The organism is Hansschlegelia zhihuaiae (assembly GCF_004103825.1).
GTDB lineage: Bacteria > Pseudomonadota > Alphaproteobacteria > Rhizobiales > Methylopilaceae > Methylopila > Methylopila zhihuaiae.
The window spans coordinates 101,953-124,332 of record NZ_RYFI01000016.1; the positions used below are offsets into that span (position 1 = coordinate 101,953).

General features: G+C 68.7%; 20 protein-coding genes. 15 read left to right on the plus strand and 5 right to left on the minus strand.

Annotated features, from left to right (window positions below):
• Position 1: 1 nt before the first annotated feature.
• The 3 genes from EK403_RS16320 to EK403_RS16330 are packed head-to-tail and all read left to right on the plus strand — an operon-like array spanning position 2 to position 2,397.
• Positions 2 to 991 (plus strand): quinone oxidoreductase family protein, encoded by a 990-nt coding sequence (locus tag EK403_RS16320; RefSeq protein ID WP_128778534.1) that lies wholly within the window; start codon positions 2 to 4, stop codon positions 989 to 991.
• Between the two features lie 24 nt (positions 992 to 1,015).
• Positions 1,016 to 1,648 (plus strand): glutathione S-transferase family protein, encoded by a 633-nt coding sequence (locus EK403_RS16325; RefSeq protein WP_245479742.1) that lies wholly within the window; start codon positions 1,016 to 1,018, stop codon positions 1,646 to 1,648.
• Between the two features lie 5 nt (positions 1,649 to 1,653).
• Complete coding sequence (locus tag EK403_RS16330) at positions 1,654 to 2,397, plus strand: sulfite exporter TauE/SafE family protein (protein WP_245479743.1); 744 nt, start codon at positions 1,654 to 1,656, stop codon at positions 2,395 to 2,397.
• A gap of 105 nt (positions 2,398 to 2,502) precedes the next feature.
• On the opposite strand, the gene EK403_RS16335 is transcribed toward EK403_RS16330, so the two are convergent.
• Positions 2,503 to 4,215, minus strand: coding sequence for an ABC transporter ATP-binding protein (locus EK403_RS16335; protein ID WP_128778535.1), 1,713 nt, complete (start codon positions 4,213 to 4,215; stop codon positions 2,503 to 2,505).
• A 113-nt stretch (positions 4,216 to 4,328) separates the two neighbouring features.
• Between EK403_RS16335 and EK403_RS16340 the strand changes: the two genes are divergently transcribed.
• Positions 4,329 to 5,120 (plus strand): ATP-binding cassette domain-containing protein, encoded by a 792-nt coding sequence (locus tag EK403_RS16340; RefSeq protein ID WP_128778536.1) that lies wholly within the window; start codon positions 4,329 to 4,331, stop codon positions 5,118 to 5,120.
• A gap of 21 nt (positions 5,121 to 5,141) precedes the next feature.
• On the opposite strand, the gene EK403_RS16345 is transcribed toward EK403_RS16340, so the two are convergent.
• Complete coding sequence (locus EK403_RS16345; RefSeq protein ID WP_164919639.1) at positions 5,142 to 6,002, minus strand: helix-turn-helix transcriptional regulator; 861 nt, start codon at positions 6,000 to 6,002, stop codon at positions 5,142 to 5,144.
• 228 nt (positions 6,003 to 6,230) lie between these two features.
• Here EK403_RS16345 and EK403_RS16350 point away from each other — a divergent pair, with 228 nt between their 5' ends.
• From EK403_RS16350 to fhuB, 3 genes are read left to right on the plus strand one after another with little or no spacing between them, the layout of a single operon-like run.
• A complete protein-coding gene (locus EK403_RS16350) occupies positions 6,231 to 8,492 on the plus strand; it encodes a TonB-dependent siderophore receptor (protein ID WP_245479744.1) in 2,262 nt (753 codons plus the stop codon).
• 5 nt (positions 8,493 to 8,497) lie between these two features.
• Complete coding sequence (locus tag EK403_RS16355) at positions 8,498 to 9,415, plus strand: ABC transporter substrate-binding protein (RefSeq protein WP_128778559.1); 918 nt, start codon at positions 8,498 to 8,500, stop codon at positions 9,413 to 9,415.
• Positions 9,408 to 11,351, plus strand: coding sequence for a Fe(3+)-hydroxamate ABC transporter permease FhuB (fhuB, locus tag EK403_RS16360; protein WP_128778538.1), 1,944 nt, complete (start codon positions 9,408 to 9,410; stop codon positions 11,349 to 11,351). Before EK403_RS16355 ends, fhuB begins: the two co-directional genes overlap by 8 nt.
• Before the next feature lie 45 nt (positions 11,352 to 11,396).
• Here the strand turns inward: fhuB and EK403_RS16365 are convergent, their stop codons facing one another.
• Positions 11,397 to 12,287: a LysR family transcriptional regulator gene (locus tag EK403_RS16365; protein ID WP_128778539.1), complete on the minus strand. Its 891-nt coding sequence runs from the start codon at positions 12,285 to 12,287 to the stop codon at positions 11,397 to 11,399.
• A gap of 303 nt (positions 12,288 to 12,590) precedes the next feature.
• Between EK403_RS16365 and EK403_RS16370 the strand changes: the two genes are divergently transcribed.
• From EK403_RS16370 to EK403_RS16395, 6 genes are all read left to right on the plus strand, one after another.
• On the plus strand, positions 12,591 to 13,985 hold the full coding sequence (locus EK403_RS16370; protein ID WP_128778540.1) for an MFS transporter: 1,395 nt from the start codon (positions 12,591 to 12,593) through the stop codon (positions 13,983 to 13,985).
• 238 nt (positions 13,986 to 14,223) lie between these two features.
• Complete coding sequence (locus EK403_RS16375) at positions 14,224 to 15,390, plus strand: LLM class flavin-dependent oxidoreductase (RefSeq protein ID WP_128778541.1); 1,167 nt, start codon at positions 14,224 to 14,226, stop codon at positions 15,388 to 15,390.
• Between the two features lie 5 nt (positions 15,391 to 15,395).
• Positions 15,396 to 15,947 carry a flavin reductase family protein gene (locus EK403_RS16380; RefSeq protein WP_128778542.1) on the plus strand — a complete coding sequence of 184 codons (552 nt, stop codon included), beginning with the start codon at positions 15,396 to 15,398 and terminating at the stop codon, positions 15,945 to 15,947.
• 163 nt (positions 15,948 to 16,110) lie between these two features.
• On the plus strand, positions 16,111 to 16,614 hold the full coding sequence (locus EK403_RS16385; protein ID WP_128778543.1) for a flavin reductase family protein: 504 nt from the start codon (positions 16,111 to 16,113) through the stop codon (positions 16,612 to 16,614).
• An 8-nt stretch (positions 16,615 to 16,622) separates the two neighbouring features.
• Positions 16,623 to 17,810 (plus strand): CaiB/BaiF CoA transferase family protein, encoded by a 1,188-nt coding sequence (locus EK403_RS16390; RefSeq protein ID WP_245479746.1) that lies wholly within the window; start codon positions 16,623 to 16,625, stop codon positions 17,808 to 17,810.
• Entirely contained in the window at positions 17,777 to 18,523 is a 747-nt protein-coding gene (locus EK403_RS16395; protein ID WP_128778544.1) for an enoyl-CoA hydratase/isomerase family protein, read from the plus strand. Before EK403_RS16390 ends, EK403_RS16395 begins: the two co-directional genes overlap by 34 nt.
• Positions 18,524 to 18,544: 21 nt before the next feature.
• Here EK403_RS16395 and EK403_RS16400 read toward each other — a convergent pair whose 3' ends face one another.
• A complete protein-coding gene (locus EK403_RS16400) occupies positions 18,545 to 18,961 on the minus strand; it encodes an aconitase X swivel domain-containing protein (protein ID WP_128778545.1) in 417 nt (138 codons plus the stop codon).
• Complete coding sequence (locus EK403_RS16405; protein ID WP_128778546.1) at positions 18,961 to 20,208, minus strand: aconitase X; 1,248 nt, start codon at positions 20,206 to 20,208, stop codon at positions 18,961 to 18,963. The genes EK403_RS16400 and EK403_RS16405 overlap by 1 nt, the downstream gene beginning before the upstream one ends.
• Before the next feature lie 214 nt (positions 20,209 to 20,422).
• On the opposite strand from EK403_RS16405, the gene EK403_RS16410 reads away from it, so the two are divergent.
• Together EK403_RS16410 and EK403_RS16415 are read left to right on the plus strand one after the other, a co-directional pair.
• Positions 20,423 to 21,400: a Bug family tripartite tricarboxylate transporter substrate binding protein gene (locus EK403_RS16410; RefSeq protein WP_128778547.1), complete on the plus strand. Its 978-nt coding sequence runs from the start codon at positions 20,423 to 20,425 to the stop codon at positions 21,398 to 21,400.
• A gap of 80 nt (positions 21,401 to 21,480) precedes the next feature.
• On the plus strand, positions 21,481 to 22,332 hold the full coding sequence (locus EK403_RS16415) for a GntR family transcriptional regulator (RefSeq protein ID WP_164919640.1): 852 nt from the start codon (positions 21,481 to 21,483) through the stop codon (positions 22,330 to 22,332).
• The last annotated feature ends 48 nt before the right edge of the window (positions 22,333 to 22,380 follow it).

Here is a 22,380-nt window from a genome sequence, read left to right on the forward strand (position 1 = left end):
CATGAGAGCCGTCCAGATCGCGGCCTTCGGCGGCGCGGATGCGCTCACGCTGACGGAGACCGAGGCGCCCCGTCCGGGACCGGGAGAGGCGCTGGTCCGCGTCTCGCGAGCAGGCGTCAATTTCATAGACGTGTATATGCGCAGCGGGGTCTATGCGCGATCCGACACCTACCGGACGCCGCTCCCCATGACGATCGGCATGGAGGGCGCGGGCGTCGTCGAAGCCGTCGGCGACGGCGTCTCCGACTGGGCCTCCGGCGCGCGCGTGGCCTACTGCCTGTCGCGCGGCTCCTACGCGGAGTACGCCGTCGTCCCGGCCTGGCGGCTCGTTCCGGTGCCCGAATCGGTGAGCTTCGAGCAGGCCGCGGCGCTGATGCTCCAGGGCTCGACCGCTCATTACCTGACGCATTCGGCCTATCGGCTCCGCCCGGGCGACGTCTGCCTCGTTCACGCCGGCGCCGGCGGCGTCGGGCAGATCCTGATTCAGCTCGCGAAGCTCCGGGGCGCGACGGTGATCGCGACGGTCGGCTCCCCCGAGAAGGCGAAGATCGCGACGGCGCGCGGCGCGGATCACTGCATCCTCTATCGCGAGGAGGATTTTCAGGCGCGCGTGAGGGAGATCACCGGCGGTTCGTGCGTCCATGTAGCCTACGACTCCGTCGGCAAGGACACGATCCACAGGAGCATCCGGTGCGTCAGGCGTCGCGGGCTCTGTGTTCTGTTCGGGGCGAGTTCTGGGATCGTGCCATCGATCGAGCCGATCGAGCTCGCCGAGGCCGGGTCGGTCTTCTTCACCCGGCCGCACCTCGCCGACTACATGGCCGACTCGGACGAGATCCGCGGGCGCGCGCGAGACCTGTTCGCGGCCGTCGAAGCAGGCAGGCTCGATCCCGTCATCCAGGAGGCGCTGCCGCTCGAAGCCGCAGCGCGAGCCCACCGAATGCTCGAGGCGCGGGAGACGCGAGGCAAGATCGTTCTCGCGGTCGCATGACGCGCGGATCGGGATCGCCTCGGGATGATGGAGATGACGATGAAGCTGCTGGGACGGGCCGACTCGCTGAACGTTCGCAAGGCGCTGTGGGGCCTTGCCGAGCTCGGCCTCACGGCGGAGCGCGAGGACCGGGGCGGCCCCTTCGGGGGGACCGACACGGAAGACTATCTGTCGCTCAATCCGAATGGCCTGGTTCCGACCCTGATCGATGGCGAGACCGTCGTCTGGGAGTCCAACACGATCCTGCGCTATCTCGGCGAGCGCTCCGGGCCGACGGTCTTTTCGGGGCGCGATCCGGCGGAGCGCGCGGCGATCGGCGAATGGATGGACTGGCAGCTCGGCGCGCTCAATCCGCCGCTTCAGACCGTCTTCATCCAGTTGGTCCGGTTGAATGAGGATCGTCGTGACGCGGCGAGGACCGCCGCGGCTCTCGACGACGTCCACAAGCAGCTCGCGGTGCTCGGCCGGTCGCTGCCGTCCGACGGCCCGCTGCTGGGCGCCGACGTCACCGCCGCCGACGTCGCCCTCGGCGTGATGCTGCACCGCTACTATGCCCTCGTCGCAGAGCCAAAGGCGGACGATCGCGTCGCGCGGTATCACGCGAGGCTTGCCGGCAGGCCGGGGTTCGCTGCGCATGTCGCGATCGGAAAGCCCTGACGGCCGTGACGATCCCGTGGGAATTAGCGGCGGCCGGCGGCCTGTTTGTCGCGATCGCTTCCTTTTTCCGCGGACTGACGGGCTTTGGGTTCGCCATTGTGGCGACGCCATTGCTCGCGCTCGTACTGCCGCCGGCTCTCGCCGTCCCCATAGTCCTCGCGCTGCAGATCCCGGCCGGAATTCAAACCGCTGCGTCGGACTGGCCTGACACCGACCTTCGCGCCGCCTCGCTCGCCTGTCTCGGCGGGCTGCCCGCCATACTGCCCGGCCTCTGGCTTGTCTCCGCCCTGCCCGCCGAGACGATGCGTCTTGTCGTCGGCGTCGTCGTCATCCTTTCGACCGTCCTCCTGTCCTTCGGCTTCCGCCTCGGCCGCGGTCCGCGGACTCACGAGCTGCTCGGGTCCGGCGCTATGAGCGGCTTCCTGATGGGGGCCGTGGCCATGGCGGGGCCGCCGGTGATCGTCCTGCTGCTCGCGTCCGACTGGGCGGCGAGACGATGCCGCGCGACGCTTTCGCTGGTGTTCTTCATGCTCGGCTGCGCGACCTTCGCGCTCGGTCTCGCGAATGGCGTCGTCACGCTTCAAAGCCTCATTTTGGCCGCGCTCTACGCTCCGGGCCTGTTCGCGGGTCAGTCGCTTGGCGGAACGCTGTTCTCCCGGATCGATGGCCGCCGCTATCGCGCGGTCTCACTCGCGACCGTGGCCGCGACCGGTTTCTTCGTGGTGATCCGAGGGCTCGCCGGGCATTGAAGCCGATCGAGCGAAACGCGTCGAGCCGCCTTTCGCGATCCTCACGCCAGCGCGCGGGTCATCGATCAGCGCCTTCCCCGCGCCTCGTCGCGGACGCGCCCTGCCCTAGGAAAACTGCGCGTCGTGGAGGGTCCGGTAGCGGCCCGCGGCGGCGACGAGGTCGCGGTGGCTGCCCTGTTCGGCGACGCCGGAGCCGTCCACCACCACGATCCGGTCGGCGTTGCGGATCGTCGCCAGCCGGTGGGCGATGACCAGCGTGGTGCGGCCGCGGGCGAGCTCGGCGAGCGCGCCCTGGATGGCCCGCTCGGTCTCGGTGTCGAGCGCCGAGGTCGCCTCGTCGAGGATCAGGATGGCGGGATCCTTGAGAAACATTCGCGCGATCGACAGGCGTTGCTTCTGGCCGCCGGAAAGCTTCACCCCGCGCTCGCCCACGATCGTGTCGAGCCCGTCGGGCAGCGCCGCGATCATGTCGTCGAGCCGCGCGCGACGCGCGGCCTCGGCGACTTCGGCCTCGCTCGCGTCGAGCCTTCCATAGGCGATGTTCTCGCGGATCGTCCCGGCGAACAGGAACACGTCCTGCTGCACGACCCCGACCTGGCGCCGCAGCGAGTCGAGCGTCAGGTCGCGGATGTCGATCCCGTCGATCGTGATGCGCCCGGCGTCGACCTCGTAGAAGCGCGGCAGCAGCGCGCAGATCGTGGTCTTGCCCGAGCCCGACGGGCCGACGAACGCGACGGTCTCGCTGGCCTTGATCCTCAGGTCGAGGCCGCGCAGCACCGGGCGGCCCTCGACATAGGCGAAGTCGACGCCCTGATAGGCGATCTCGCCCTTCAGGCCCTCGACCTCCCGCGCCCCGGGCCGGTCGACGATGTCGGGCCGCGTGTCGAGGAATTCGAGGTAGCGGCGGAAGCCCGCGACGCCCTTCGGATAGGTCTCGATCACCGCGTTGATCTTCTCGACCGGCCGGAAGAACACGCCGATCAGCAGCAGGAACGCGACGAAGCCGCCATGGCTGAGCTGGCCGGCGATCACGAAATAGCTGCCCGCGATCATCACCAGGAGCTGGATCAGCCGCATGCTCATGTAGCTGAGCGAGGTCGAGGCGGCCATGATCCGGTAGGCCATCAGCTTGGTGGCGCGATAGCGCGCGTTGTCCGCGGCGAACAAGGCGCGCTCGTGGTCCTCGTTGGCGAAGGCCTGCACGACGCGGATGCCGCCGACATTCTCCTCGATCCGGGCGTTGAAGTCGCCGACGCGGCGGTAGAGGTCCTGCCAGTTGCGCGTCATGCGGCCGCCATAGCGGCTGGGGAGCCATGCTGTCAGCGGAACGACCGCCGCAGTGACGAGCGCGAGTTCGACATTGACCGTGAACATCAGCGCGAAGGCGCCGATCAGCGTCATCACCGCGATGAACAGGTCTTCGGGACCGTGATGCGCGACCTCGCCGATCTCCTCGAGATCCTTGGTCAGCCGACCAACGAGATGGCCGGTCTTCTGGTTGTCGAAATAGCCGAAGGAGAGCTTCTGCAGATGGTCGAACGCCTTGCGGCGCATCTCGGTCTCGATGTTGATCCCGAGCATGTGGCCCCAATAGGTGACCACCGCCATCAGCCCGGTGTTCGCGACATAGACGAGGAGCAGGCCGAGCGACGCGAGCAGAATGACGTCCCATTGCTGGGTCGGCAGCAGCGTGTCGACGAACACCTTCACGGCGATCGGAAAGCCGAGCTCGAGCAGGCCCGACAGCACCGCGCAGCCGAAATCGAGGAGGAAAAGCCCCCGGTGCGGCCGGTAATAGACGAGGAAGCGCTTCAGCATGGGTCCTGCTCGCATGGCGGACGGACGTCGTCCAGCCGGATTGCGGACGCGTTCGCCGTCGGACTATGGCTTCGCGTCGAACCGCAAGACCGGAAGAGGACGCGCGCGAGCCGATGACCGCCGAACAACCCGACGCCGGCTACGAGCTTGCCAACGCGTCCTTCGCGATCGCCGGCCGCACGCTGCTTCAACCGCTCTCGGCGCGTTTTTCGCCCGGCGCGGTGACCGGCCTCATCGGCCACAACGGCTCCGGCAAGTCGACGCTGCTGAAGCTTCTCGCGCGCCAGCAGGCTGCGACCGGAGGGGCCGTGCTCTATGGCGGACGGCCGGTCGAACGCTGGCGGGCCCGCGACCTCGCCCGCGAGGTGGCCTATCTGCCGCAGCAGCCACCTGCGGCGGCGGGCATGAAGGTCAGGGAGCTGGTCGCGCTCGGACGCTATCCGTGGCACGGCGCGCTCGGCCGTTTCACCGCTGCGGACGCCGAGGCCGTCGCGGAAGCGCTGACGCTCGCCGATGTCGAGGTCTTCGGCGACCGGATGCTCGAGGAATTGTCAGGCGGCGAACGGCAGCGGGTCTGGATCGCGATGCTGCTGGCGCAGCAAGCGCGCTGGCTGCTGCTCGACGAGCCGACCTCGGCGCTCGACATCGCTCACCAGCTGGAGGTGCTGGCGCTCGTCAGGCGGCTGTCGCAGAGGAACGGTCTCGGCGTCATCGTGGTGCTGCACGACGTCAACATGGCGGCGCGCTTCTGCGACGACATGGTCGCGCTCAAGAGCGGCCGCATGATCGCGCGCGGCGCGCCCCAGGACATCGTCGCGAAGGACCAGCTTCGCTCGATCTACGGCGTCGCGATGGAAGTGCTGAAGCATCCGGTCACCGGCGCCCCCCTCGCCTTCGCCGACTGAGGCGGCGGAGGGCCGATCGCCTCATCGCGACTGCGCTCTCCAGGCCGCCGGGGTGCGGCCCGCGAGTTCGCGGAAGACCCGGGTGAAATGCGGCTGGTCGGAAAATCCGACCGCGCCCGCGATCTCGATCAGCGGGACCGCGCTCCGCGCCAACAACTCCTTGGCGCGGCGCACCCGCGCCTGGAGCTGCCAGCGATGCGGCGGCATGCCGCTGGCGGCCTTGAAGGCGTGGCTGAAATAGGTCTCGGACAGGCCCGTCAGCGCCGCGAGATCGTGCAGCCTGACGGTCTCGGCGCAATTGTCCTCGATGAACTCGATGGCGAGCCTCAGCTGCGCGTCCGAAAGGGCGCTGCGGCGCCCGGCGGCGTTGGACGGCGCAAACACCGCGGCGATGAGTGCCGCGACCAGCCCGTCCCGGTAGAGGCCGACCCTGCTTCCGCCGAACGCCGTCTCCAGCAGCCGGGCGAAACGCTGGACCCGCCCGTCGGCGAACATCAGGCGGGGCGTCGCCGCTCTGGCTTCGTCGAGACCGTCGACCGGTCCAAGTCGATCGGCGTCGAAATGGATGTCGAGGTGCCGGATCTCGGTCGCGTCGGCCAGGCTCATATGGAGGGGCGCGCCCGCCGGGACGAAACTCGCCGAGCGCGTCCTCGAAGCCGCGCGGCCGCCCGACGGTCCGCCGTCGAGCGCCATCTCGGCGTCGAGCGGGTCGAGGACGATGAACAGGCGTGGGTCGCGCGAGACGTAGTCGCCATTCGCGCCGGCCGCGCAGCGCGCCCGCCAGATCTCGACCAGGCCGATCTCGGAGGCGTGCGAGAGCGGCTCGCCCAGGACCTCGATGCCGCTGCGCCGCGCCTCCATTCTGGGCCGGAATGACGACACCGGACGCGCTCCTTGTTGCGCTGCAACCTCGCCGCATGATGCGCGTAAGGCACACACGGCCTGACGAGTATTGTCGAGCCAAAAATCGACAAGACCCAAGCACTGCATTGAAGTCTTAGTGACCCCATCAAGCCCGTCAAGATTCAGCGGATCAGATTAGATTATATCTATTCTAACCTGGATGGTTGTCTTGGCGTTTTACGGACGATCGGGAGTCGGGGACGTAGCGTGATCTACCTGTCGAAGTTGAATGCGGCGCTTCTCGCAGGCGTTGCGCTGGGCGTCATGGCGCGGGCGCCGCACGCTGCGGCGCAGCAAGCGGATGCAGTGACCGCGCTCGAAGCGATCGAGGTTCAGGGGAGAGGCGGCGGCGCAATAGCGTTCGACGGGTCGGGCGTCGCTCCGGTCCAGGGCCATGTTCCTGCCGCCACCACGACGGGCACGAAGACCGACACGCCGGTGGTGCTGATCCCGCAGTCGGTGGGCGTCGTCGGGCGCCAGCAGATGGACGACCTCGGCGCCCAGAAGACCGACGAGGCGGTGCGCTATTCGGCCGGCGTCTTCTCGCAGCCCTTCGGCGAAGACGCCGACACCAACTGGTTCTTCATCCGCGGCTTCGACGCGACGCAGACCGGCGTCTATCGCGACGGGATGCAGCTCTACTCCTTCGCCTTCGGCAACTTCTTCCAGGACTCCTGGCTGCTCGAACGCGTCGAAGTGCTGCGCGGCGCGTCCGCATCGCTCTACGGCGGCGGCAATATCGGCGGCATCATCAATTACGTGTCGAAGCGCCCGCTGGACGCCGACTTCAATCAGATCGAAGTTGGGATCGACAACTATCCGACGGCGTTCGCGGCCTTCGACGTCAACAAGGTCATCGCGAACGATCTCGTCACCAAGGGCGATCCGCTGCCGCCCGTCTGGAAATACCGCGTCACCGGCAAGCTGGAAGGCGGCGACGGCTACGCCAAGCATGAGGACGGCATCCGCGGCGTCATCCAGGGCGCGGCGACCTATCAGCCGGACGCGGGCACCGACGTCACGGTCTACGCCAACTACACGCACGCCGACCAGAACCACGGCTCCAGCGACTTCCTGCCCTATTACGGCACGGTGAAACGCGCGACCTCCGACGACGGCTCCATCGACCTTGGCCGCATCAGCCGGAAGACGAATTTCTCGGATCCCGACATCGACGACCATGACCGTCGGCAGTTCATGGTGGGCTACGAGCTCAACCACGACATCGACGACGTGTGGACGGTGAACACGAAGGCGCGATTCGCCTACAGCCATCTCGAGGAAGCGCTGCTCTATCCCTTCGGTTATGGCTTCGCGGCCAGGCCGAGCGCCGGCAACACGCAGCTTGCGCGCATCAACTTCGCCCACGACACAGAAACGTTCAGCTTCACCACCGACAACAACCTCGTGGGCAAGTTCTCGACCGGCGGGATCGACCACACTCTGCTGCTCGGCGTCGACTACAAGATGTACTACATCGACGAGGTGCAGGCCTCGAGCACCGGCACGTCGGTGGACATCCACCACCCTGATCTCAACCAGCCGCAGCCGGCGCCGATCCCCTATCTCGACGAGACGTCGAAGCTGCATCAGGCCGGCGTCTTCATCCAGGACCAGGCGCGCTTCGGCGGCGGCTGGATCGCCACGCTGAACGGCCGCTACGACCGGATGTGGCTCGATGGCGATTCCAAGTTTCTTGGCAAGGTCGAGCGGAACGAGGGCAAGTTCAGCGGCCGCGCCGGCCTCGGCTACGAGTTCGAAAACGGCGTCGTGCCGTATGTGAGCATCGCCACCACCTTCAATCCGCTCGTCGGCTTCAACAACACCCCTAACGGGATCGAGTCCTACAAGCCCGAAACCGGCCTGCAGTATGAGGCGGGCGTGAAGTGGTCGCCGACCGCCTTCCCGGCAATCTTCAGCGCGTCTGTGTTCGACCTCAAGAAGAAGAATTATCTCTCGGGACCGTTCAACGCCCAGACCCAGATCGGCGAGGTCCGCTCGCGCGGCGTCGAATTCGAGGCGCAGGCGAACCTCTCCGAGAACTGGAAGCTCCTCGGCGCCTTCACGGCTTACGACCTGGAGATCCTGAAGGGCGACAGCGCCCGGCTAGATCCGCTCACTGGCTTGCCCTTGTCGCTCAAGGGCCAGCAGCCCTATCTCGTGCCGGAGGTCATCGCTTCGGCCTTCCTCGACTACACCTTCACCCAAGGCGGACTGAAGGGACTGAGCCTTGGCGGCGGCGTACGCTATGTCGGCAAGTCGGAAGCGACGCAGGACCCGAACACCGTGACGGTTCCCTCCGCCACCCTGTTCGACGTCGCCGTGCGCTACCAGTGGGACAACTACAAGATCAGCCTCAACGTGACGAACCTGTTCGACAAGCGCTTCGTCTCAGGCTGCCAGGGCATCAACGTCTGCTCCTATGGCGAGGCCCGCAGGGCGCTCGTGAAGGCGAACTATACGTGGTGATCGACATGCGGGCGGGAGACGCCTCCCCCGCCCGCGACATCTGCCGGACGACCCGCCGCGCCCTCCTCGCAGCGGGCGCGGCTTTCGCGTCTCTCGGCCTGTCGCGCGCGGCGGCGGCGCAGACCGCGCCGCGGCTCGCCGCGATCGACTGGGCGATGCTGGAGACGGCCCTCGCGCTCGGCGTCGCGCCGGTCGCCGCGACCGAACTGCTGCTGTTCAGGAAGACCGCCGTCGAGCCCTTCGTCCCCGAGGCCGTCGCCGATCTCGGCCTGCGCGGCGCTCTGAGCTACGAACAGCTTTATGCCTCTCGGCCGGATCTCATCCTGAGTTCGCCCTGGTATGAGAACCGCGCCCACGTCCTGTCGCGCATCGCGCCCGTCGCGAGCTTCTCGATCTATGAGCCCGGGCGGCCGCCCTATGACCTCGCGGCAGCCGCCACCCGCGCGCTCGGCGAACGGATCGGCCTGTCCGACGAGGCGTCGCGCGTGGTGGCGGAGGCCGACGCCGAGCTGGATGCGGCGCGCGCCAGGCTGCTCCCCCTCGCGGGACGGCCGGTCCTCGTCATGAATCTCGCCGACGCGCGGCATTTCCGGGCGTTCGGCGCCGACAGCATGTTCGGCGACGTCGCGCGGCGGCTCAGGCTCGGCCTCGCCTGGGCGGAGCCGACGCGCTTCGGGGCCTATCCGACGGTCGGGGTCGAGGCGCTCGCCGGCATGACCGAGGCGATCGTGGTCAATGTCGGCCCGACCTCCCCCTCGGCGCTCGCCGAGATGCGCGCGAGCCCACTGTGGCGCGCCATGCCGCCGATCGCGAAGGGACGCTTCATCGACCTCGAGCCGGTCAACCCCTACGGCGCGCTGCCGGCCGCGAGACGCTTCGCCCGACTGGCCTCCGAAGCTCTTCAGCCGCTCGCGGATGGCTGAAGCCGTTCGACGACCGCGGGCGGCGCCCTGGCTCCTCTGGCTCGCGCTCGCGGCCGCCGCGGCCGCGCTGTCGCTCGACGAGATCCTCGCGCGGCTCGGTCCCGGCGCGACCGGAATCGACCACGCGCTGCTCGCCTATAGCATGCTGCCGCGCAGCGCCGTGGCGCTGCTCGCCGGCGCCGCGCTCGGCCTGTCGGGGGCGCTGCTGCAGCAGGCGCTCGACAACCCGCTGGCCGAGCCCTCGACGCTCGGCGTGTTCGCTGGCGCGCAGCTCGCGCTCGGGATAGCCGCCGTCCTCGCCCCCGAGCTCGGGCCGTTCGGGCGCGAGGGCGCGGCCTTTGCGGGCGGCGCAGGCGCGACCGCGCTGGTGCTCGCGCTTGGCTGGCGGCGCAAGCTCGATCCGGTCACTGTCGTGCTGTGCGGCATGGTGGCAGCGATGGTCGCGAGCTCGCTCACCGCGGCGCTCATCCTCGCGCGGGGGGAGTACCTCTTCGCGCTGCTGATCTGGGGCGGCGGGTCGCTCACGCAGGAGGGCTGGCGGGCGAGCCTCGCGATCGCCGCCGCGCTCGCCTTCGGCGGCGTCGCGGCGTTCGCGCTATCGAGGCCGCTTGCGACGCTCGCCACGGGCGAAGCGACCGCACGGAGCCTCGGCGCGCCGGCGCCAGCGATCCGGATCGCGGCGCTCGGCGTCGGCGTCCTGCTCGCCACCACGGTCGCCGCGGAGGTCGGGCTGATCGCCTTTGTGGGGCTCGCAGCGCCGACCTTGGCGCGCCTCGCCGGCGCCCGCGCTCCGCGCCACGTGCTTGCCGCGGCGCCCGCGACCGGCGCCGTCCTGCTCTGGCTGACCGACGGGATCGTCCAGCATGTCGGCTCGGGCGAGACCGTGCCGACCGGGGCCGCGACCGCCTTCCTCGGCGCGCCGCTGCTGCTCTGGCTGCTCCCGCGGCTTTACCTCGCCGATCGCCCGGCCGCGACGGCCTCGCCGCGGCGGCGCGATCCTCGGGTCGTGCTGGCGGCCCTCGCCTTGCTTGCGATCCTCGCGGTCGCGGCCTCGCTCCTCGTCGGGAAGGACGCGTCCGGGTGGCGGATCGCGACCGGGCGCGAGTTCGCCGAACTGCTGCCGTTCCGCGCTCCCCGCGCGGCGGCGGCCGCTGCGGCCGGCGCCATGCTCGCGGCGGCGGGCGTCATCCTGCAGCGCATGACCGGCAATCCGCTCGCGGGACCCGAGGTGCTGGGCGTGGGCGCAGGCGCGGGCGTCGGACTTGCGATCGTCACGCTGTCGGTCGGCGCCGCCCCCCTGTCGCTGCAGATGGCGGGCGCCGCGCTCGGCGCCTTCGCGGCGCTCGCCGTGATGCTCGCGATCGCGGGCGGCGGGCGGCTGGGGCCGGAGCGGATGCTGCTCGCGGGCGCCGGGATCTCGGCGCTCTGCCTCGCGGCGCTCAACGCGGTCGTCGCGACCGGATCGCGCGGCGCATTCGCGATGCTCGCGTGGATCACCGGCGCGACCGACGCGGTCGGTCCGGCGCAGGCCGTCGCCGCCTCGGTCGCGGCCGTCATCCTCGTCGCGCCGATCATCCTGCTGCTCCGCTGGCTCGAGGCCTTGCCGCTCGGCGCGCCGACCGCCCGGTCGCTCGGCATGAACCTCGCCGCGTCGCGGATCGCGCTGACGGCTCTGGCCGCCTCGCTCACCGGCGCCGCGGCGCTGATCGCCGGTCCGCTGAGCTTCGTCGGCCTCGTCGCGCCGCACGCCGTCCGGGCCGCGGGCCTGGCGCGGCTCGGCCCTCACGTCCTCGGCGCGGTTCTCGCCGGCGCAGCGCTGATGACCACGGCGGACCTGCTCGCCCGTACGGTGATCTTCCCATACCAGCTGCCGCTTGGCCTGTTCGCCTCGCTGATCGGCGGGGCCTACCTCATCGGCGCGCTCGGCCGGCGGTGAGCGCATGGCGACGAGCCCGGCGAATGGCCCCGCCCTCCCCCGGTCCTATCGACCGTCCCGGCCGAAGCTGCTGACCTCGATGGCGATATCCGCGACCGCGTCCTGCAGCGCCGTCGTCCTGCGGCCCTTGCACACCACCGAGAACGGCATCGCGGCGGGCACGGGACTGGACTCCAGGACCTTGAGCTCGCCCGCGGCGATCTCCGTCTCGTAGCAGGTCGGCGGCAGCAGGCTGACGCCGACGCCGGTCGCCGTCAGCATGGCGAGCACCGTCATGCTGTTGCAGAGGTCCGGGCGCTGCGTCGAGCCGCTCTCGGCGAGCCAGGCCGAGACGGTCTCGAAATGGATCGAGTTCTCGCCGAGCGACAGGATGCGGATCGTCGAGAAGTCGGCCGCGACGAGCGGCCTGTCGGGGGCGACGAAGTCCCGCCCCGCCATCCACCGGAACTGGACCGCTCCCACCGGACGGGCGGTCAGCCCGACGTCGAAGGCCGGCCCGGGAATCAGCGCGATGTCGAGGTCGCCCGAGACCAGTCGCGACCTCAGCGGGCTTGTGAGCGCGATGTCGAGCTCGAGCATGATCTTCGGATAGCGCTCGCGCAGCGTCGACACGAGCTTCGGCAGCCAGGTCATCGCGACGAGCTCGGCGACGCCGACCCGGACCAGCCCCGAAAGCCCTTCGGACGGCGCGATCTGCTGGCGGATCTCCTCCTGCAGCGCGAGCGCGCGCTCCGCATAGCCGAGCAGTTCGCGGCCCTTCGCGGTGACGGTCGCCTTGCGCTGGCTGCGGTCGAACAGCGCGACGCCGAGATCCTGCTCGAGCTCCTGGATGCGCGCGGAGATCGTCGACTGCGTCGCGTTCAGCTTGTTGGCCGCGGCCGCGAAGCTGCCGAGCCGGACGATCTCCACGAAGGTCTGCAGCTGTCGGAAATTCATCGGCGCCTGTGGGTTCGATCGAAGTTCCCGAAGCCTAATGATCGAAAATTATCGATTTCAATCGAAATTTTTGGACCATAGGCTCTCCGAAGATCAGGCGCCGAAGGACCTGATCGCGACAAGAAGATCGCCCGTGCTTCCAGCGAGCATCGGAACGCCCGCCCTGTCCCGCATCGCGTGACGGCGTGCGTCCGTGCGTCCGCGGTCCGCGCCTCGTCAGCGCGACCATCGAGCGGCGCCTTCGGAAGTCCGTGCGGCCGGGTGTGGAAACGACGGTCCCCGCTGGGACGCTAGGAGGACTTCATGGCCACTCGTGTGGGGACGGCAAGCGCCGCCGACGCCGACAACGCGCGCCACGCCAAACGCGCCGTCATCGCGTCGACCGTCGGCACGATGATCGAATGGTACGACTTCTATCTCTATGGGCTGGCCGCCGCGCTGGTGTTCGGCAAGCTCTACTTTCCGGGGAGCGACCCTTATTCGGCGACGCTGCTGTCGTTCTCGACGATGTTCGTCGGCTTCGTGGCGCGTCCGCTCGGCGCGCTGATATTCGGCCATTACGGCGACCGGATCGGCCGCAAGACGACGCTGGTCGTCACGCTCATGCTCATGGGCGTCAGCACCGTGCTGATCGGCCTGCTGCCGACCTATGAGAGCATCGGCATCTGGGGCGCGGTCGGCCTCGTCGTGCTGCGCGTCTTCCAGGGCATCGGCGTTGGCGGCGAGTGGGGCGGCGCGGTCGCGGTCGCGACCGAATGGTCGAAGTTCAACAAGAGCCGCGGCTTCGCCGCGAGCTGGCCGCAGTTCGGCTCGCCGCTCGGCATGCTGATGGCCGTCGGCGCACTGACCCTGACCGCCCAGTTCGGCGACGCCGCCTGGTTCGAGAGCATCGGCTGGCGCATTCCCTTCCTGATCAGCGCCGTGCTGATCGCCGTCGGCCTGTACATCCGCCTCGGCGTGCTCGAGACACCGGTGTTCCAGAAACTGCAGCAGGAGAACAAGGTCGCGCAGGCGCCGGTCATGGACGCCATACGCGGCTACTGGAGGCAGATCCTGCTCACCTGTCTGATCCGCACCGGCCAGCAGGCGCCCTTCGTGATCTTCACGACGTTCCTCTTGTCCTACGGCACCAAGACCCTCGGCTTCGAGAAGCAGTTCCTGTTCAACTGCGTTCTCGTCGCCTGCGCGTTCTCGCTGTTCGCCAACCCGTTCTTTGGCTGGGCGTCCGACAAGATCGGCCGCAAGCGGATGTACATGATCGGCGCGGCCACGATGCTGGCCTTCGCCTTCCCGTATTTCTGGATGCTCGACAGCAAGATCCCGGCGTTGGTCGTGCTTGCGATCGTGATCTCGATCCCGATCCACGACATGCAATGGGCGCCGCTCGCGGCCTTCACGACCGAGAGCTTCCCGCCGAGCGTCCGCTACTCGGGCTCCTCGATCGGTTACCATCTCGCCTCGCTCACCTCGGGCGGGCCGGCGCCGCTGATCTGCGCTTATCTGCTGCACACCTACGGTTCGTCGACGGCGATCAGCGTATACCTCGCGGTGATAGCGGCGATCAGCTTGACCTCGGCGTACTTCCTGAAGGACCGATCGCGCAGCGACTACGCGACGAACGAGGGTTGGGCGCGCGGCGAAACCGAGAAAGGTCTCGGCGCTGCGACCCCGAAGCCGGTCCCGGCGGCTTCGAGCTGAGCGACGGCGCGTCCGTCCTCAGGCCTGCGGGCCGGCGTCCTCGGCGCCGGTCCGCAAAATCCCGAGTGAGCCGCCCATCGAATTTATCGAAGGCTCTCGATCGGAAAGTCTCGTTTTCAATCGAGTTTATCGACGCTTAGCGTCCTGAAAGACGCGGGGGGCGCCCTCGCATCGACCGGAAAGCAGCGGCGGAAGCCTTCCTGGGCCAGCCCGTCCCAACGTCACAGGGAAAGCCATCATGTCGGATCAAGCCCAACGGACGAAGCCCGGCCTGTCCCCGCTCGACGCGGTCAAGGCCCAGCCGATGATGCTCGGGCTGTTCCTGCCGATCCAGTCCGGCGCCTGGAGTCCCTCGACGGCGCCGCGCTCGACCGACTGGACCTTCGACTACAACGCGAAGTGCACGGTGATGGCCGAGAATCTCGGCTTCGACCTCGTCTTCGGCCTCGCCCAGTGGATGGGCAAGGGCGGCTATGGCGGCGAGATGCGGTTCCGCGAGAACGCCACCGACCCGCTGCTCGTGACAGCCGGCCTCGCGGCCCTGACCAAGCGCATCCTGCTCGTGTCGACGGTGCACATCCTCTACGGCTGGCACCCGCTCCACCTCGCCAAGTTCGGCGCGACTATCTCCGAGATGAGCGGCGGGCGCTGGGGCCTCAACATGGTCACGGGCTACAAGAAGAGCGAGTTTGAGATGTTCGGGCTCGAGCAGATCGAGCACGATCAGCGCTACGTCATGGCCGATGAGTTCGTGACAATCATGAAGCGGCTTTGGTCGGAGGACGAGAACCTCACGATGGACGGCCGCTTCTGGAAGCTGAAGAACGCCTTCGTGGCGCCGAAACCCGCCGGCGGCAAATGCATCCTGGTCAACGCCTCGTCGTCCGGCGCGGGCCTCGCCTATGCGGTCAAGCATTCGGACCTGATCTTCGTGACGAGCCCGGCCGGCGCCGATCTCGACAAGGCCTGCGAGGCGCTGCCCGCGCACACCGCCAAGATCAAGCAGGCGGCGAAGGAGATGGGACGCGACATCCGCATCCTGATCAACCCGCACGTGATCTGCCGCGAGACGGAAGCCGAGGCGCGGGCGCAATACGACGCCATCCTGCGCGGGGCCGACCCGGTCGCGGCGCAGAACTTCTACCAGACCTTCACCGGCGGCGATCAGACCTCGTGGAAGGCGGCGACTAAGGAGCAGTGGACGATCGGCGGCAACGTCCACATCGTCGGCACGCCCGAACAGGTCGTCGACGGCTTCAGGCGGCTGCGGGCCGCGGGCTGCGACGGCATGCAGGTCAATTTCTACGATTTCATCCCGGACCTCGCCTTCTTCGGCGAGCGCGTCCTGCCGTTGATGCGCCAAGCGGGCCTCAGGCTCGACGGGCCGCTCGCCGCGGCCGCGTGAGACGGATGAGCGACGCCGAGTTGGCGGAGCCCGGCGTCGAGGCGGCCGGGCTCCGCGCCGAGTCCAGACCCGTCAGCCCCGACGAATTGAGGACCTTCGCCGGCCATTTCGCGACCGGCGTCGCGGTCGTCACCTCCCGGAGCCCCGACGGGACGCTCTGCGGCGTCACGATCAACGCGGTCTCGTCGCTGTCGCTCGACCCGCCGCTGTTCCTCGTCTGCCTCGACCACCGCTCGAACACGCTCGGCTCCGTGCTCGAAAGCCGGCGCTTCGGCCTGCACTTCCTCGCCAGGGATCAGGCCCGGCTCTCGCAGGTCTTCGCCTCCAAGGTCACGGACAAGTTCGCGGCTGTCGACCACGAGATCAGCGCGAACGGCGTCCCGCTTCTCGGCGGCGTACTCGCGGCCGCCGAGTGCCGCGTGACCGAGGTCTGCCCCGGCGGCGACCACACGATCGTGCTCGGCGCGGTCGAGGCCATCCGGGCGAATGGCGGCGAGCCTCTGCTCTACCATCGCGGCGCCTATGCGGCGCTCAAACCCGCGACGCCACACGCGTGACGCCGGCAATGCCCAATAATCGTCTTTTTCGAACCAACCAGATCGAAAAGTCTTGTTTTCAATCGAATTTCTCGACGAGTAGGGTCATGGTCAAGCCGGGCGACAAGTCCCGCGCCAATGCCATGCCCGGGCCAGCGAGCCCGCCGTTCCGGAGGACGTCCTGATGTCAGCCGCCGCCCCGATCACCTCGACGGATCTCCGCGCCTTCGCGGGCCATTTCGCGACAGGCGTCGCGGTCGTCACCAGCCGCAGCCCCGAGGGCGACCTCGCGGGCGTCACGATCAACGCGGTGACGTCGCTATCGCTCGACCCGCCGCTCTTTCTGATCTGCCTCGACCACAAGTCGAACACGCTCGGCACGCTGCTGGCGAGCGGACATTTCTGCCTCCACTTCCTCTCCAAGGGGCAGACCGAGGTCTCGAAGATCTTCGCCTCGAAGCGAGAGGACAAGTTCACGGAGGCCTCCTACCGGATCGGCGAGACCGGCAGCCCGGTGCTCGACGGCGTGCTGGCGGCCGCGGAATGCCGCCTCGCGGAGATCTGCCCGGGCGGCGACCACACGATCATCATCGGACAGGTCGACAAGGTGCATATCCACGGCGGCGAACCGCTGCTCTATCATCGCGGCGCCTATGCGGCCCTCGAGCAGGAAAGGCTGGCGGCGTGAGCGCACCCATGATGGCGAAGCCCCTCGAAGGCCTTCGGGTGCTCGAATTCGCGCAGATCGCCGCCGGCCCCTTCACCGGGATGCTGCTAGCCGACCTCGGCGCCGACGTCGTGAAGATCGAGCGGCCCGACGGCGGAGACGGCATGCGCGGCTGGCCGCCGCTGCATCCGGGCGAGGGCGGGGAGGAGGACGTCTACAGCGGCAACTTCACCTCGCTCAACCGCAACAAGCGGTCCGTCGCGCTCGACATCAAGGACGAGGCCGATCTCGCGAGGCTCTACGAACTGGTCGCGAACGCCGACGTCTTCATCGAGAACTTCCGCCCCGGGGCGCTGAAGCGCGCGGGCCTCGGCTACGACCAGCTGAAGGCGCGCAATCCGCGGCTGGTCTATTGCTCGATCACGGGCTACGGCCAGACCGGGCCTTATGCGCTCAAGGGCGCGTTCGACGTCACCGCGCAGGCGATGAGCGGTCTGATGAGCGTGACCGGCGAGGAGGGTCGCCCGCCCGTGAAATGCGGCGTGCCGGTCGGAGATTTCGCGACCGGGCTCTATGCAGGCTACGTGATCCTCGCGGCCGTCATGCGGGCGCGCCAGACCGGCAAGGGCGCGCATGTCGACTGCTCGATCCTCGGCTCGCTGCTCGGGATCTCGGCGCTCCAGACGAGCGAATATTTCGGCACCGGCAAGCCGCCTCGTCGCCTCGGATCGGCGCATCCGCGCAACGCCCCCTATGCGGGCTTCCAGGCGTCCGACAAACCGTTCACGATCGCGGCCGGCAACGACAAGCTCTGGCGGGACACCTGCGCGATCGTCGGCCGTCCCGACCTTCCGGACGACCCGCGCTTCAAAACGCAAGGCCTGCGCGCCAGGAACCAGGACGCGCTCGCCGAGATCCTGCAGCCGATCTTCGCGACCCGCACCGCCGAGGAATGGCTCACCGAGCTCGACGCCAAGGGCGTGCCCTGCGCGCCGATCAACGACTTCGCCGAGATCCTTGCCGACCCGCATGTGCGGCAGGCCGGCTGGGTGCGGAACGTCACGATGCCGAACGGCGCGACGGCGGAAACCGTCGGCTTCCCGATCGCGATGTCGGATTACGCCTTCGAGATCACGCGGACGCCGCCTAAGCTCGGCGAGCACAATGACGAGGTCATCAGCGAATGGACGGAACCGCGCTTCGCGAAGGCCCTGTAAGGGTCCGGCTCGACGGCCCGGAAGGGCTGCGCACGATCGCGATCGACCGGCCGGCCAAGGCGAACGCGCTCGACGCCGAGACCGTTGAGGCGCTCGCGCAGGCGGTCGCGGAGGCGGCTCAGGCCGGCGCGCCCTTCGGTTTCGGGAGCGACGGGCGCGTGTTCTGTGGCGGGTTCGACTTCACCGGCGTCGACGAGCAGAGCCAGGGCGATCTGCTGCTGCGTTTCGTCAGGATCGAGGCGCTGCTACAGGCCGTCGCTCATGCGCCAACCGCGAGCTTCGCCTTCGTCGGCGGCGCGGCCTTCGGCGCGGGCGCGGATCTCGCCTCGATCTGCGCCTATCGCATCGGATCGCCGGAAGCGAAGTTCCGCTTTCCGGGCTTTCGCTTCGGCGTCGCGCTCGGCACGCGCCGGCTCGCCGTGACCGTCGGCCCCGACGCCGCCCGCTCGATCCTGCTCGAGAACCGCACCGTGGGAGCCGAGGAGGCGCTCGAGCTCGGACTGCTCACCCATCTCGTCGACCGCTCGGAGTTCGACGCGACGGCGGCCCGGCTGCTTGAGGCGCATCGCGGCCTCTCCGAGGGGGCGGCGGCCCGAGTCCTGGGCCTCACCATTCCGGACACGCGCGACGCCGACATGGCGGAGCTCGTCCGCTCGCTCGAACCCGACGGGCTCCACGACCGCATCGCGCGGTACCGTTCCGGACACCGCTGAAGTCTCGGACGCCTCGCGGCGTCAGTCGCGATTCAGGATCGTCACCTCGCCGGCGGCCGGATCGACCCGCAGCCTGTCGCCGGTGCGGACCTCCCTGGTGACGTCGGGGCAGTCGAAGCGGTCGACCATCGTGACCTCTCCGAAGGCCGCGCCCTGGGCCAGGATCGTGTTGACCGAGTTGAACAGAAAGGCGAGCGGCGTGACGCCCGACTGCTTCATCTCGCGCAGCATCCAGGCCGAGGCGACGCCGCCCTTGGCGGTGTTCAGCACCAGGATGCGGTCCCGGTAGCTCTGGCCGTGAAGCTTGTGCGCGGGGCGCGAGAAGACGCCCTGCTTGCGGTCGAGGTCGTAGCGAGCGCTGAAATTATCCTCGGCGACGAGCGCCTCGCCCTCGACGGCCGGGCCGATGCCCGGATGGCAGCGCAGAACGATCGGCATCAGAGGATCCTCCCGGCGACCGCGCAGTCGACGCAGCGCTCCATGGACGCGAGCGTCGGCTTGTAGCCATAGCCGCCGATGATGTTGACGAGCTTGGCGGAGTTGGTGAGCAGCCGGCTCCAGCCGTTCGCCTCCGCCATCTCGCGCGCATAGCTCTGGTAGAAGCAGACGCCTTCGAGCACGATCCCGCCTGACGCCTCGATCCGGTGGGTGAAGCCCATGCGGTCGGCCGCGCCCTTGATCTCGGGCGAGGTGATGGCGATCAGCGTCGTCTCGGGGTGCACCGCGCGGCCGTCGACCAGTCCCGCGACCATCTCCATCTCGAGCAGCGAGAGCTGCGGCGCCGAGAACACCACGACGTCGACCTTGTCGCCCCTTGCGGCGTAGGTCTCGTAGAAGGCCTCGAAATCGGCATCCGTGATCGCCTCGGCCTTCGGCGCCGGACGGCCGCCGAAGGCGCTCGCGAGGTCGGGCGCCTCGGGCGTGACGCCGGGCATATGGAACAGGGCGACCGAGCCGAAGCTCGCGGCGGCCGCGCCGAAATGCTTCAGCTCGTCGGAGTTCGGCGCGCGGTCGAGCCCGGTGATCACCGGCACGCGCCAGTAGCCGTCGGTCCGCCGCCCGACAATGCCGCCGAGCGCCCCCCACTCGCTGAGGTCCCGCGGCCGGCGCTTGAGCTCGAAATGCAGCGTGCCGACGCGATGCCGGTCGAGGTGGTAGCCGTAGCGGGGCGTCTTGCCGGTGAGCGCGGCTGCGAGCGCCGAGGGGCCGCCCTCGAAATTGCTGCGGGCGCCGAGCACCGAGTTCGAATAGATCACCACGCCGGTGTCGCCGAAGGCGAGATGCTCGCCTTTCACGGGCGGCAGGATGGTCTGGTAGTTGATGCAGGTGTTGGTCATCATCACGCCGAGCGCCTCGAAGGCCTTGATGAGGCGCGCCTCGAGGCCGACCATCTCCTCGGTCTGCTTCAGCCGCTCATAAGCCTTGAAATCGACGCCGCGCGGGTCCGTGATGGTGGGGATCCGCACCCGCCGCTCGGCGAGCGGGGCGCGCGCGAGCTCCTCCATGAAGGCGACGCCGGTCGGCCCGGTCGCCTCGGTGTCGGCCATGATGTGGGCCTGGCCGACGGGCACGAGGTCTTCGGCGTCGAAGAAGCGCCCCACTACGACCTGATGCTCGGCCGCCCAGCGCCGGACCGGCCCCTGCGAGCCGGCGAGCATCGCCTCGGTCTCCTCGTCGAGCCTCATGGGTCCTCCAAATCGTCTGACGGCCTGTCGAGCGTCTGCCCTCGGGGCGGCGGCGAGCCGTTTTGAATTATTCCTATATAGCTATATAGATTATTGACGGCCCGCAAGCCGGCTCGGCGGCCTTGTCCATAAGCTAGATAGCTATATAGTTTTTAACCGATCAAAGTCGCCCAGCCGCTCCCAGAAGGCGGCGGGCGCAAGGGGGGAGAACCTGATGCGATCGATCAAAGGCTTAACCGTCGCGCTGCTCGCGCTGCTGGCCGGCCTGACGCCGGCGGCGGCGAAGGACGACTATCCCAACCGGCCCATCACCATCGTCGTGCCCTTCGCGGCCGGCGGCCCGACCGACGTGCTCGCGCGCGTCCTCGCCCAGCATATGGGCAAGACGCTCGGCCAGCAGGTGCTGGTCGAGAATCCCGGCGGGGCGGGCGGCACGATCGGCAGCGCGCAGGTCGCCCGCGCCGCGCCCAACGGCTACACGATGGTCATGGGCAATCTCGGAAGCCACGCGGCGTCCGTCGGGATCTACAAGAACCTGGCCTACGACCCCGTCAAGGACTTCGAGCCGGTGATGCTCGTCGGCACGACGCCGATGATGGTGGTGGTGAAGAAGGACCTTCCGGTCAAAACGCTCAAGGAGCTGGTCGAGTATGCGAAGGCGCATCCCGGAGAGGTCGGATACGGCACGGCCGGGAAAGGCTCCATCGGCCATCTCGCCGGCATCTCGTTCAATCAGCAGACGGGCGCGGGGCTCAGCCACATCGCCTATCGCGGCCTGAGCCAGGCCATGACGGACGTCATCGCCGGCCAGATCGAGATGATGTTCGACCAGGTCGTGAGCGGCGCGCCGCATGTCAGGAACGGTTCGGTCAGGGCGCTCGCGGTCGCGGCCCCGAAGCGCGTCGAGATCCTTCCCGACGTCCCGACCTCAGCCGAGGCTGGCGTGCCGGGCTTCGTCACCCTCGCATGGTCGGCGCTGTTCCTCCCGAAGGACACGCCGCGGCCGGTCGTGGACAAGATCGTCGGGGCGCTCGAGGCGGCGTTCCGCGACGAGGACATTCAGAAACGCATGAAGGAGCTCGGCAACGACGTCCCGCCGCCCGAGCAGCGCACGCCGGAGGCGCTGCGCGGCTTCGTGGCCGCGGAGATCGCGAAATGGACGCCGCTGATCGAGGCCTCGGGCGAACAATAGGCCAGCCGCGGTCGGCGCGCTTGCGCAGCGCCGGCCGTCGTCTATTGAAGACTGATGTCCTCTGCAGCGGAGCCGACTTGTTGAACGCCGCGCGCAGCGATCCACGGGGCGGCGAGGCGCTCGCCGAGTTGAAGCGGCGCGTGGACGACCCGGCCCACGCCGGGGAGCCCCGCCACGTCAGGCTGCGGGCGGCGATCCTCGGCCTGCTCGCGGACGGCGCATGGGCGCCGGGCGACAAGCTGCCGCCCGAGATGGAGCTGGCGCGGGCGAGCGGCCTGAGCCTCGGCACCGCGCAGAAGGCCTTGGGAGCGCTGGCGCGTGAAGGGGTCTTGGCGCGCCTGCACGGCCACGGCACCTTCGTGGCGGGCGACGCCAGTCAGGCCGACCGGCTGCTGCATTTCCGTTTCATCGGCGACGGCGACGACGCGATCGCGCCGGTCTATGCGGAGGCGATCGACCGGCGCGTGATCAAAGCGTCCGGCCCATGGTCGAAGCTGCTCGCCGGCGCCGAACGTTTCATCCGGATCCGGCGGCGGATCAACGTCGCGCAGGAATTCGACTGCCTGAGCGAGTTCTATATCGACGCCGACCGGTTCGCCGCGATCCTCGACCTCCCGATGCAGGAGCTCCATCGGGTCGTGATCCGCGCCGTCCTGGCCTCGCGCTTCAACACGCCGACCTTCGCGGTCGACCAGCGAGTCTACGCCTCCCGCTTTCCGGCAGCGATCTGCAAGCTTCTGAAGCTCGAAAAGGATCCGTTCGGCCTGGTGTTAGAGGTGCGCTCCTACACCCATCACCGGCAGCCTTTCGCGTTCCAGAACATCTTCATCCCGCCAAACGCGCGGCGGCTTCAGCTGACCAGCCCGCTGGATCCGGCGGCGGGTCGGGGAAAGGAAAAGGACCTCCCGAGCCTTCGACGCTCATGGTCCTAGGGTCCGGACTCAATTGCACCAGTAGGTGACGGTGGCCGCGATGATCGC